The 11704-nt window shown below is 59.7% G+C and carries 14 protein-coding genes; 13 read left to right on the forward strand and 1 reads right to left on the reverse strand.

Annotation, left to right across the window (positions count from 1 at the left end; genetic code table 11):
* Positions 1-3: 3 nt before the first annotated feature.
* From rplO to eccB, 13 genes are all read left to right on the forward strand, one after another.
* Positions 4-453: a 50S ribosomal protein L15 gene (gene rplO / locus F4V60_RS02260; protein ID WP_075729137.1), complete on the forward strand. Its 450-nt coding sequence runs from the start codon at positions 4-6 to the stop codon at positions 451-453.
* Between the two features lie 279 nt (positions 454-732).
* On the forward strand, positions 733-2058 hold the full coding sequence (gene secY, locus F4V60_RS02265) for a preprotein translocase subunit SecY (RefSeq protein ID WP_075729138.1): 1326 nt from the start codon (positions 733-735) through the stop codon (positions 2056-2058).
* A complete protein-coding gene (locus F4V60_RS02270) occupies positions 2058-2603 on the forward strand; it encodes an adenylate kinase (protein WP_075729139.1) in 546 nt (181 codons plus the stop codon). The genes secY and F4V60_RS02270 overlap by 1 nt, the downstream gene beginning before the upstream one ends.
* Positions 2604-2605: 2 nt before the next feature.
* Positions 2606-3397 carry a type I methionyl aminopeptidase gene (map, locus tag F4V60_RS02275; protein ID WP_075729140.1) on the forward strand — a complete coding sequence of 264 codons (792 nt, stop codon included), beginning with the start codon at positions 2606-2608 and terminating at the stop codon, positions 3395-3397.
* Between the two features lie 108 nt (positions 3398-3505).
* Complete coding sequence (locus F4V60_RS02280; protein ID WP_075729141.1) at positions 3506-4333, forward strand: L,D-transpeptidase; 828 nt, start codon at positions 3506-3508, stop codon at positions 4331-4333.
* Positions 4334-4540: 207 nt separating this feature from the next.
* On the forward strand, positions 4541-4759 hold the full coding sequence (infA, locus tag F4V60_RS02285) for a translation initiation factor IF-1 (RefSeq protein WP_003854422.1): 219 nt from the start codon (positions 4541-4543) through the stop codon (positions 4757-4759).
* 183 nt (positions 4760-4942) lie between these two features.
* Complete coding sequence (gene rpsM / locus F4V60_RS02290) at positions 4943-5311, forward strand: 30S ribosomal protein S13 (RefSeq protein ID WP_075729142.1); 369 nt, start codon at positions 4943-4945, stop codon at positions 5309-5311.
* A gap of 3 nt (positions 5312-5314) precedes the next feature.
* Positions 5315-5719 carry a 30S ribosomal protein S11 gene (gene rpsK, locus F4V60_RS02295; protein ID WP_075729143.1) on the forward strand — a complete coding sequence of 135 codons (405 nt, stop codon included), beginning with the start codon at positions 5315-5317 and terminating at the stop codon, positions 5717-5719.
* 21 nt (positions 5720-5740) lie between these two features.
* Positions 5741-6346 carry a 30S ribosomal protein S4 gene (gene rpsD, locus F4V60_RS02300; RefSeq protein WP_075729144.1) on the forward strand — a complete coding sequence of 202 codons (606 nt, stop codon included), beginning with the start codon at positions 5741-5743 and terminating at the stop codon, positions 6344-6346.
* Between the two features lie 130 nt (positions 6347-6476).
* Entirely contained in the window at positions 6477-7487 is a 1011-nt protein-coding gene (locus tag F4V60_RS02305; protein WP_075729145.1) for a DNA-directed RNA polymerase subunit alpha, read from the forward strand.
* Positions 7488-7560: 73 nt separating this feature from the next.
* Positions 7561-8055 carry a 50S ribosomal protein L17 gene (gene rplQ / locus F4V60_RS02310; RefSeq protein ID WP_075729146.1) on the forward strand — a complete coding sequence of 165 codons (495 nt, stop codon included), beginning with the start codon at positions 7561-7563 and terminating at the stop codon, positions 8053-8055.
* A 154-nt stretch (positions 8056-8209) separates the two neighbouring features.
* Positions 8210-9106: a tRNA pseudouridine(38-40) synthase TruA gene (truA, locus tag F4V60_RS02315; RefSeq protein WP_075729147.1), complete on the forward strand. Its 897-nt coding sequence runs from the start codon at positions 8210-8212 to the stop codon at positions 9104-9106.
* 123 nt (positions 9107-9229) lie between these two features.
* Entirely contained in the window at positions 9230-10501 is a 1272-nt protein-coding gene (gene eccB, locus F4V60_RS02320) for a type VII secretion protein EccB (RefSeq protein ID WP_232315960.1), read from the forward strand.
* 44 nt (positions 10502-10545) lie between these two features.
* Here the strand turns inward: eccB and F4V60_RS02325 are convergent, their stop codons facing one another.
* On the reverse strand, positions 10546-11703 hold the full coding sequence (locus F4V60_RS02325; RefSeq protein ID WP_141255892.1) for a S8 family serine peptidase: 1158 nt from the start codon (positions 11701-11703) through the stop codon (positions 10546-10548).
* Between the last annotated feature and the right edge of the window lies 1 nt (position 11704).

The following is an 11704-nucleotide window of genomic DNA, read 5'->3' on the forward strand; positions in this document are numbered from 1 at the left end:
ACCATGGCTGATATCATCAAGCTGCACGACCTGCGCCCAACCGCAGGTGCAAACACGCCGAAGACCCGCGTTGGCCGCGGTGAGGCATCCAAGGGTAAGACCGCTGGCCGCGGTACCAAGGGCACCGGAGCTCGCAAGACGGTCTCGGCCGCTTTCGAGGGTGGCCAGATGCCGATCCACATGCGTCTGCCCAAGCTCAAGGGCTTCAAGAACCCCAACCATGTTGAGTACCAGGTAGTCAACGTGGCCGACTTGACTGAGAAGTTCACCGCTGGCGGAGACGTCACGGTGGCCGATCTCGTCGCCGCCGGTTTGGTTCGCAAGAACCAGCCGGTCAAGGTCTTGGGCAACGGCGACATCAGCGTCAAGCTGAATGTCACCGCTGACAAGTTCTCCAAGTCCGCTGTTGAGAAGATCGAGGCTGCCGGTGGTTCCACCACCGCAACCAAGTAGTTCTCTCTAGCACTGCTTTAAGTGCCCGCACTCACCTTTATAGGCGAGTGCGGGCACTTTTGTTATCCTAAACACCCTGTGCTTTGTGGACACAGTTGCCAAGACTGGTAGGGTAATAGGGTCATAAGTGTTCAACCGTCCCTGAGAGAATTCTAAGCGCCGCCTAAACGTCGGCGTCGCGGCTTCTCACTGGGCAGATGAGTTCCACCTTCGCGTGCTTGAGTGATACCCGGAAAAGCCGGGGGAGCTGGCCGCGCGAAAGGCCAGGAGGATTTTGTAGTGTCCGCCATTTTGCAGGCTTTTAAGGACGCCGATCTGCGTAAGAAGATCATCTTCACCATCGTGATGATTATCGCCTATCGCATCGGCGCGCAGATCCCGTCCCCAGGTGTCGATTACGCCTCTATCGCGGGACGTCTGCGCACGCTGACTGAGGAGTCTGGCAACCTTTACTCCGTCATCAACCTCTTCTCCGGCGGAGCGTTGCTGCAGCTGTCTATCTTCGCCATCGGCATCATGCCGTACATTACGGCCTCGATCATCGTGCAGCTGCTGACGGTAGTCATCCCGCACTTCGAGCAGCTGAAGAAAGAGGGGCAGTCCGGTCAAGCCAAGATGACGCAGTATACGCGTTATCTCACTCTGGCTCTGGCCATCCTACAGTCCTCGGGCATCGTTGCCCTGGCTGACCGCGAGCAGCTGCTGGGTCAAGGCGTGGCCGTCTTGGCTGAGGACCGTAACTTCTTTACGCTTATCAGCCTGGTCATCACCATGACCGCCGGCGCCATCTTGGTTATGTGGATGGGTGAGCTCATCACTGAAAAGGGCATCGGTAACGGTATGTCCCTGCTCATCTTCGCCGGTATCGCAACGCGTCTTCCTACCGATGGCGTATCAATCCTCAAGAACAACGGCGGCTTGGTTCTTGCGATGATTATCGTGGGCCTCATCGTCTTGGTCATTGGCATCACTTTCATCGAGCAGGGCCAGCGCCGCATTCCGGTGCAGTACGCCAAGCGCATGGTGGGTCGCCGTCAGTACGGTGGTTCTTCCACCTACCTACCTTTGAAGGTCAACCAGGCCGGCGTTATTCCCGTTATCTTCGCATCTTCCTTGGTCTACATGCCGGTCCTCATCACGCAGATCGTTACCTCCGGTTCTGCAGCCACCCCGGATAACTGGTGGCAACGCAATATCATTGCGCACCTGCAGTCGCCCTCCTCGTGGCAGTACATCGTGGTCTACTTTGTGCTCACCATCTTCTTCTCCTACTTCTACGTCTCCGTGCAGTATGACCCCGCCGAGCAGGCCGACAATATGAAGAAGTATGGTGGATTTATCCCGGGTATCCGTCCGGGTCGGCCCACCGCGGAGTACCTCGGGTTCGTTATGAACCGTTTGCTCTTCGTTGGATCCCTGTACCTCGCCATCATCGCAATCCTGCCGAATATCCTCTTGGATCTGGGCGTGGGACATGGTTCCGCGGGCGGTGCGTCCGCTTTCGGTGGTACGGCTATCCTCATTATGGTTTCCGTCGCCTTGACAACGGTCAAGCAGATAGAATCCCAGCTTTTGCAATCTAACTACGAAGGACTTCTCAAGTAATGCGTTACGTACTCCTCGGCCCTCCCGGCGCCGGAAAAGGCACTCAGGCTGCTATCCTCAGCGAAAAGCTCGGCGTGCCGCACATCTCCACCGGTGATCTCTTCCGCGCCAACATTGGTGAGGGAACTCCGCTAGGCGTTGAGGCTAAGTCCTACATCGATGCTGGAAAGCTCGTCCCCACCGACGTCACGGCCCGCATGGTCGAGGACCGTCTTTCCCAAGCGGACGCGCAGCAGGGCTTCCTGTTGGACGGCTTCCCCCGCACGGTAGAGCAGGCAGACATCCTGGAAAAGCTCTTGGCAGACAAGGGCTTGAAGCTTGACGGTGTCATTAATTTTGAGGTCTCAGAAGACGTCGTCGTCGAGCGCATGCTCGCCCGCGGTCGCGCGGACGACAATGAAGAAACCATTCGCACCCGTCTCGGTGTCTACCGTGACGAGACCTTCCCGCTCATCCAGCACTACGGCGACAAGATCATCTCCGTCAAGGCTGAGGGCACCGTGGAAGACATCAACGCCCGCACCCTGCAGGCTATCGGAAAGTAGTTATGGCTTTTCATCGTCGCACCAAGAAGATCATCGCGCGCACCCCAGGGGAGCTCGACGCCATGCAGGTGGCGGGAGAGATCGTTGGCGCGGCGCTGAAAGCAGTCCGCGCGGCTGCAGCACCAGGCGTCACCACCTTGGAGCTAGACCAGGTAGCTGAAGACACCATCCGTCAAGCCGGTGCCTATCCCACCTTCAAGGGCTATGAGGGCTTCCCGGCCTCAATCTGCGCCTCGGTCAACGAGGTTATCGTGCACGGGATTCCTACGGTGGACGTTGTTCTCTGCGACGGCGATCTCGTCTCTATCGACTGCGGCGCCACGCTAGACGGCTGGGTGGGGGACAGCGCCTGGTCCTTTGGCGTAGGTGAGCTCACCCCAGAAGCAAACGCCCTTAATGAGGCAACCGAGTGGGTCCTCCACGAAGGCATGAAGGCCATGATTCCTGACAACCGCTTGACGGATGTTTCTGCCGCTCTGGAGCAGGCCACCTACCGCGCTGAGGAGAAGTTCGGCGTGAATCTATATATCGTCGATGGATATGGCGGGCACGGCATCGGGCACGAGATGCACGAGGAGCCTTACTTGTCCAATGAAGGCAAGGCTGGACGTGGCCCGCTTATTCAAGAAGGTTCCGTCTTAGCCATCGAACCAATGCTCACTTTGGGTACCGAGGACAACGCCGTTCTCGAGGATGACTGGACAGTAGTCACGCTTGACGGTTCCTTAGCCTCGCACTGGGAGCACACGGTTGCTGCCACCGCGCATGGTCCGCGGATTCTCACGCGCCGCTAGATCTGCTCTTATTTGGCAGTGGTCGTGCGGGTTTCTCCCCGCATCAGGGGGGTAGCACATCGCCGCGGCGAGTAGTACCTGGGGCTGCTGGGGGCTATACTTCCTGGCATGTCACAATCTCCCCGCCGCAAAGCCACGCCATTTCTGCGCCGCGTTTTCGTAGCTCCCGTCACCGCCGGCGCACTTGCGCTCACGGCTTTGTTGGGAGCTCCCGCAGCCAGCGCCCAGCAACTGCCTAGCATCGAAGAGGTGCAATCCCAGGCTGATCAGCTCTCTGCTGAGGCCCGTCAGCAGCTTGATAACTTCGTGGGGCAGACCCGCGAAGGGGCATGGAATACCCGCAATCAGATCCTGCAACAACTGGAAACCGTCAATCCCCAGGCTGCTGCGGCTATCCGTCCCGCGGTAGACGCCGCTGTGGATGCCGTGTTCCCGGGCCTCATTGAGCAGAAGAACGCTGAAGCTCGTGCCGCGCGTGAGGCTGCGGATCGCGCCCACGCGGAGGAGATTGCTCGCCAGGAGGCTGAGGCCCGCGCCGCCTCCGAGCGTGCGGAGGCAGAGCGTGCTGCCAACCAGTTTGATCGCGGGAGCTGCCCGCTCGACGCAAAGGTCTGTGTTGACCTCGATGGCAAGCGTTCCTGGTTGCAGGGCCCCAATGGTGAGGTGACTTACGTTGCTTCCGCTATTTCCTCCGGCATGGCCGGTGAGGAGACCCCGCGTGGAACCTTCTACATCAACCGCAAGGTCAAGGATGAGATTTCCCGCGAGTTCAACAACGCCCCGATGCCTTACTCGATGTACTTCACCAACAGCGGACACGCCTTCCACGAGGGCTCGCCCGCCTATGAGTCCAATGGCTGCATCCACCTGCCGCACAATGATGCGGTTCGTTTCTGGAATGATGTTCCAGTCGGATCAAAGGTAGTTATCTACTAGTCGCTCCGCTTGTTTGTTGCCCACTTCTCGGTCGTCGTTGACTGCGAAGTGGGCATTTGTTTTATCGCGTTTGGAAAACCCTGCAGCAACGCGTAAGCTAAGACGCTGGTGTAGGCGTGACTCTAATATGAGTTCGCTGACACCTCGCAGTAGATATCCAAATGCAGGCGGCAACCCACTTGTTCGTCGCCTAGAAAAGTAGAGGTTATGGCTAAGGAAGGCGCAATTGAGGTCGAGGGTCGCATCGTTGAACCCTTGCCAAACGCAATGTTCCGTGTCGAGCTCGATAACGGCCACAAAGTCTTGGCCCATATCTCGGGCAAGATGCGTCAGCACTACATCCGCATCCTCCCAGAGGATCGCGTCGTTGTGGAGCTGTCACCTTATGACCTAACCCGCGGACGCATCGTCTACCGCTACAAGTAAACACTGTAAGCCTCCTTACCCAGGGCGCGAGATTCTGCGTCTTTTTTACCTCAGGCCACGGTGGCCTGAGCCTACTCCTATTAAAAGTGGCCCACTGATCCGGCACGGACCGGAAACGAAGTGCTGCATGGGGTGGGACGGATGGGGAGAAAACCACTGTAAAAAACCGAAAGGACACGCCATATGGCACGTCTAGCTGGTGTAGACCTCCCACGCAACAAGCGCATGGAAGTTGCTCTCACCTACATCTACGGCATCGGGCCCACCCGTGCCAAGGAATTGCTGGAAAAGACTGGCATTTCTCCTGACCTGCGCACCGACAACCTTGATGATGATCAGGTATCGGCGCTGCGTGACGTTATTGAGTCCACCTGGAAGGTCGAGGGTGACCTCCGCCGCCAGGTACAGGCTGATATCCGTCGCAAGATTGAAATTGGCTGCTACCAGGGCATCCGCCACCGTCGTGGCCTGCCCGTTCACGGTCAGCGCACCAAGACCAACGCTCGTACGCGTAAGGGTCCGAAGAAGACGATCGCAGGAAAGAAGAAGTAGTTAATGCCTCCAAAGACTCGTTCCGGCGCGCGTCGCACTGGGCGCCGCGCCGTCAAGAAGAATGTGGCCGTAGGCCACGCATACATCAAGTCCACCTTCAACAACACCATCGTTTCCATCACGGATCCTTCCGGTGCTGTTATTTCTTGGGCATCCTCCGGCCACGTCGGTTTCAAGGGTTCCCGTAAGTCCACTCCTTTCGCCGCACAGATGGCTGCTGAGAGCGCCGCTCGTAAGGCAATGGATCACGGCATGAAGAAGGTTGACGTATTCGTCAAGGGTCCGGGCTCCGGCCGCGAGACCGCCATCCGTTCCCTGCAGGCTGCAGGCCTCGAGGTTTCCTCGATCACGGATGCCACCCCCCAGCCGCACAACGGCTGCCGTCCGACCAAGCGCCGCAAGGTTTAAGGGAAAGGAAGAGGTAAGAAAATGGCTCGTTATACTGGCCCCGCTACCCGCGTATCCCGCCGTCTTCGCGTCGATCTAGTCGGCGGCGACATGGCATTCGAGCGCCGCCCGTACCCACCGGGGCAGGCTGGCCGCAACCGCATCAAGGAATCTGAGTACTTGCTGCAGCTGCAGGAAAAGCAGAAGGCTAAGTACACCTACGGTGTGCTGGAGCGTCAGTTCCGCCGCTACTACGCTGAGGCTAACCGCCGCCCGGGCAAGACCGGTGACAACCTGGTTGTTTTGCTGGAGTCCCGTCTGGACAACGTGGTTTACCGCGCTGGTCTGGCCAACACCCGCCGTCAGGCGCGTCAGCTGGTCAGCCACGGTCACTTCACCGTGAACGGCAAGAACATCAACGTTCCTTCCTTCCAGGTCACCCAGTACGACATCATCGATGTCCGTGACCGCTCCAAGAAGATGGAATGGTTCGAAGACGCTCAGGATCGTCTGGTTGACGCCAACGTTCCCGCTTGGCTTCAGGTCGTTCCTGACACCCTGCGCATCCTCGTGCACCAGCTGCCCGAGCGCGCTCAGATCGATGTTCCGCTGCAGGAGCAGCTCATCGTCGAGCTTTACTCGAAGTAAGCATTCGGTGTTGTGCGCGGCACTCTGGCCGCGTTCATCGCACCGTCGGCTTCTTCACAGTCTTCATTACAGGCTTCATCTTTCACCCTCTACCGACGTCAAATAGCGGTCGTCGACAAGGAGATTATTAATGCTCATTTCCCAGCGTCCCCAGCTCACCGAGGAGTTCATCGATTCCTCCCGCTCGAAGTTCGTCATCGAACCCCTCGAGCCGGGATTCGGCTACACCCTCGGCAACTCTCTTCGCCGTACCCTGCTGTCATCCATCCCGGGTGCTGCGGTTACTTCGATCAAGATTGATGGCGTTCTCCATGAGTTCACCACCATCAGCGGCGTCAAGGAAGACGTCACTGAGATCATCTTGAACATCAAGGGTTTGGTTCTGTCCTCCGACTCGGATGAGCCGGTGGTCATGTACCTGAGCAAGGAAGGGCCTGGCGAGGTCACTGCGGGCGACATCCAGCCTCCGGCTGGCGTGGAGATCCACAACCCGGATCTGCACATCGCTTCCCTCAATGACACCGCCAAGCTTGACGTAGAACTCGTCGTCGAGCGTGGCCGTGGCTACGTTCCCGCCGCGTCTACTTCTGGTGACATCGGGCGTATTCCGATCGACCAGATTTACTCGCCGGTTCTCAAGGTCTCTTACAAGGTCGAAGCTACTCGTGTTGAGCAGCGCACCGACTTTGACAAGCTGATCATTGATGTTGAGACCAAGAACTCTATTTCCGCACGTGATGCCCTGGCTTCGGCCGGCGGCACCTTGGTGGAGCTCTTCGGCTTGGCACGCGAGTTGAACACGGCTGCTGAAGGTATCGAGATTGGTCCGTCCCCGCAGGAGACGGAGTACATCGCGGCCTACAGCATGCCCATTGAGGATCTGAACTTCTCCGTTCGCTCTTATAACTGCCTGAAGCGTCAGGAGATCCACACCGTCGGTGAGCTCGCAGAGTGCACCGAGTCGGACTTGTTGGATATCCGCAACTTCGGTCAGAAGTCGATCAATGAGGTAAAGATCAAGCTGGCTAACCTGGGCCTGGCCCTCAAGGACACCCCTGAGGACTTCGACCCAACTCAGCTCGAAGGCTACGACGCAGAAACTGGAGACTTCAAGGATCCAGCTGCGGAGGATTCCGAGTAAAGAATCATCCTGAACTGCGACGGGCTTAAAGCCCGCCGCGCGCTCAATTTTTACCGCACACGAGGAGTACATCATGCCAACCCCTAAGAAGGGTGCCCGTCTCGGAGGCTCCGCAGCTCAGCAGGCTCATCTGTTGAGCAACCTGGCTGCCAGCCTTTTCGAGTACAAGGCAATCAAGACCACCGACGCAAAGGCGAAGTTGCTTCGTCCTTACGCCGAGAAAATCATCACCAAGGCCAAGTCCGGCACCATCAGTGACCGCCGCCAGGTACTCAAGCTCATCCCGCACAAGGATGTTGTTGCGCACCTGTTCGACGAGCTCGGCCCGAAGTTCGAGAACCGCGAGGGCGGCTACACCCGCATCGTCAAGCTCGACAGCCGCACCGGCGACAACGCCCCCATGTCCCAGGTTTCCCTCGTCCTCGACGAGACTGTGACTGCAGAGGCTGACCGCGCCACCCGCGCCGCCGCTTCCAAGGCCGCTGAGGCTGAGGAAGAGGCTGCAGAGGACACCGCAGCAGAGTCCACCGAGGCAGAGGTCGCCGAGACCCCAGCCGAGGAGAAGTAGTTTTCCCTGCGGATTCTCAATCTGAATCACGCCCTAGGCCGCACTTCCTTATCAGTCTTCTCGTTCCCGAAAGGGAATCGGGAGGGCAGGTAGAGGGGAGTGCGGTCTAGGGTTTTTCTATACCTCAGCGGCTTTGGGGTAGCATCGACATGCCATGAACGAAGCCCCCTCTACTGTCCCCAGCGCAGCCGCCGGATCGGCTCTGTGCCGCTTGCGCCTTGACCTCGGCTACGATGGAACGGATTTTCACGGTTGGGCGCGGCAAAAGGGCGGCATTCGTTCGGTTCAGCAAACACTTGAGGAGATCTTGCACCTAGTTTTGCGCGAGCCCATCGAGTTAGTGGTTGCAGGACGCACCGATGCCGGCGTGCACGCGCGCGGACAAGTTGCGCACTTCGATGTTCCGCTCAGCGCGCTCGAACAGCGCTCCATCGCCGGGGATCCCTCCACCTTGGTCCCGCGCCTGGCCAAGCTCTTGCCGCCCGACGTGCGCGTCCATCGCGCTCAGTTTGCACCCGCCGGCTTCGATGCGCGTTTCTCTGCTTTGCGACGTCGTTATATCTACCGCGTGACCACCCACCCCAGGGGAGCACTGTCCACTCGCGCCCGCGATACAGCGGTGTGGACAAAGCCGATTGATCTCCGCCTCGTGCAGGAGGCTGCGGATGTCCTCGTCGGTTTCCATGACTTCGCAGCCTTTTGTAAGGCCAAGCCGCACGCAACGACTATTCGCACCCTGGAGTCCTTCGACTGGCGCGATGTCTCTACACCTGATGAGCCGCAGCTTTTTGAGGCCAGCGTCGTAGCCGATGCCTTCTGCTGGTCGATGGTGCGCTCGTTGGTAGGTTGCTGTCTACGGGTGGGGCAGGGGGCGCGAGACGTCGATTTTGCGGCGGCCTTGTTGTCCAAGAGCGAGCGCAGCTCCCAAGTCCCCGTCGCCCCCGCCAATGGGCTGAGCCTAGTAGGCGTGGATTATCCGGCAGGGGAAGATGAGCTTGTGGCCCGTTCGGAGTTGACCCGCGGCCGGCGCAGCGCCTCCGAGCTGGGTTAGTCACTTCTCGAGTGGCGCCGCCATTCAAGCTGCGCTAACCTGTGGCTCACTTGGTCTTCTTCGCAAGGGGTGTGAAGAGGCCGCAATAGCCGCAGTACATGGGGGTAAAACGTGGCGCGTCCATTGCCAACTACAAAGGCACAAGTATCGGGTCACCGGTTCCTTCTGCGCCGCATCGAGCACGGGCTCGTTTTAGGCGATATCCGCATGCTCCACGATCCGCTTGCGTCTCGACAACGCGCGCTCGTCTGCGCGTTAGTAGTTGTGGCACTGCTCGCCTTAGGATCGGGGCTTTTGGCGTGGCTGCAGCCTAATCCCCGCCCAGGGGATGCCCCCGTGGTCGAGTCAAAGCGCGGGCAGCTCTTCGTCCTCGTGGGAGAAACCTATCACCCTGTGGCTAATCTGTCCTCGGCGCGCATCATCAGCGGAGAGCCAGTCTCCGCGCGCAGTATAGGGGAGGAGTACCTCACTCAGGCGCGCCTGGGGTCTCCGGTTGGAATCGAAGACGCGCCCGGATTCCTCGCTGCTTACTCCCCGCACAAGCAGCGGGATTGGGCGGCGTGTTTCGCAGGAGCCGGCGAGGAGGCAACGCCTTCGCTGACCACCATTGATTCCACGCCCGTGCGTGAGGGAGAAGTCATCGTTGTGGCGGATGCTGGGCCCGAGTCGTTGTCACTTACTCAGGGGGCGCTGGCGGAGTTCGAGGGAAAGCAATGGCTGCTCAGTGCTCAAGGCAGAGTAGCCATTCCTGAGCAGTCCAGTGTCCAGGGCCGAGTTCTGCGCCGTGCATTAGGCATCGCGGAGAGCACTTTTGTGTGGCACCTTCCACCGGAGCTGCTCAATGCCTTTGCCGAGTTAGAACCGTGGAGTTTTCCGGCCCACCCGCCCGAGATCTGGGATACCGGTGCCGGGTTGTGGATGAGCAACGAGGAAGGCGTAAGCAGACTAACGGAAGCTCAAGCTGAAATGCTGTTGGGGACGGGTGCACGGCGGCGCGACGTTGCTGAAAGCGACGTCGCCAAGCAGCACGACACCGAGCTGGCCTTCAATCTTCCAGAATCACCGCTGGAAATGGTCACGGGCGAACAGGGCTGGCTATGTGCCTCCCCCGGCGCGGGAGCGGCGCTCCTGCTCCCCAGGGAGGGCACCATCGAGCTCTCAGGTGAAGGAATCGCTGATAGATTTGGTGGGCTCAGCGCGGGCGGAGTCGGCGTAGACAGCGGCCACGGGTACCACGTCGTGGCGCCGACAGGACTGCGCCATGAGGTCGAGTCTCCCGAGACCCTGGCGATGTTGGGAACGCAGGTAGCCGCACAGGTTCCTTGGGAGATTCTGCGGCTTCTACCTGCCGGATCGCAGCTTAGCCGTGAGACGGCCCTGCGAGTGTCTTACTAGGTCTTTAAACATAGGGCTTGGCGTATAGGGGCGGTCGTGGCGCGTCAGGAACGTGCCGCGCGGCGCCACCCCAGCCACGCCAAGCTCATTGTCAGAAGTCCTAGCGCGGTCAGAACCATAAGGCCCATGCGTGCCGGAACCGGCGTTGGCGTGGCTGCGGCGTGTGTGAGCACTTTCTCCCGAGCCGGCACCGTGTACTCCGCAGGTACTTGGGTCAGGGCCGCGAGGGGATCGATGAAACCATGGGATGGCCTCGCAGCCTGATAGATGCGCGCACGCAGTTGCGCCGGGGATTCCTCCGGGTAGCGCTGAGCTAGCAAAGCTACTGTTGCCGCGACTACTGGGGCGGCGAAGGAGGTTCCGTGGAACTCCATGTCCTGGCCATTATCCCTTTTTGCGGTGGCCCAGCCTCCGGCGGGATTGAGCACGAGCGGTAGATGCCCATCCGCGCTCAGTGCCACTTCGCCGGAGCGGATCGAGTACTCGGCGAGCGTATGCGCATCCTGCGTGGCTCCGACCGCAAGCACGGTATGTCCGTGCGCCGGGTAGACAGTATCACCATGCGCGCAGCCTCCGGAGGAGGCATTTCCGGAAGCGGCGACTACGACGGCACCTGCTTCCTCGGCTGCGAGGAGCGCGGAGTCCAAGCCGGTGGTGTCGAGTCTCTCCGCGTGATCCGCAGGAAGACAAGACACCACAGAGATGTTGATGACTCGCGCCTGCGCCGCAACCGCATCCATGATCGCGGCTGCAAGTGTGTCTAGGTTTCCAGACATTGCAGCAAGCGCACCTCCTGCGGAATCACCGCCTTCTGCTGGAGGCGCCGGCGCGAAGTGGCGATAGTGAGTACTGGTCTGCCTTATTGAATAGAGCTCCGCATGGGGTGCGATGCCGATGTCGTGGCCCGCAATGATTCCGGAAACGACGGTGCCGTGCATATCGCAGTCAAGCCACGGTTCGGGCTCTTCAGGGGCTATAAAGTCTGCTCCGGGATGTACGGTTGCCAATTGCTCGTGGGGGCTGACACCGGTGTCAATAACCGCGACCTTGATGCCGGCTCCGGTAGCCAAAGAATGCAGCCTAGCTCGGTAATGGCTTTGCTCCTGTGTGAGCCGCGGGCCGGCGGCGGAAGGGACTCCCGTGGCGCAGGGCGAGCTTGGCTCGAGGGAGAATGCGCTCGGAGAGAATACGGATACGCTCATC

Source organism: Corynebacterium flavescens (genome assembly GCF_008693105.1).
GTDB classification, from domain to species: domain Bacteria; phylum Actinomycetota; class Actinomycetes; order Mycobacteriales; family Mycobacteriaceae; genus Corynebacterium; species Corynebacterium flavescens.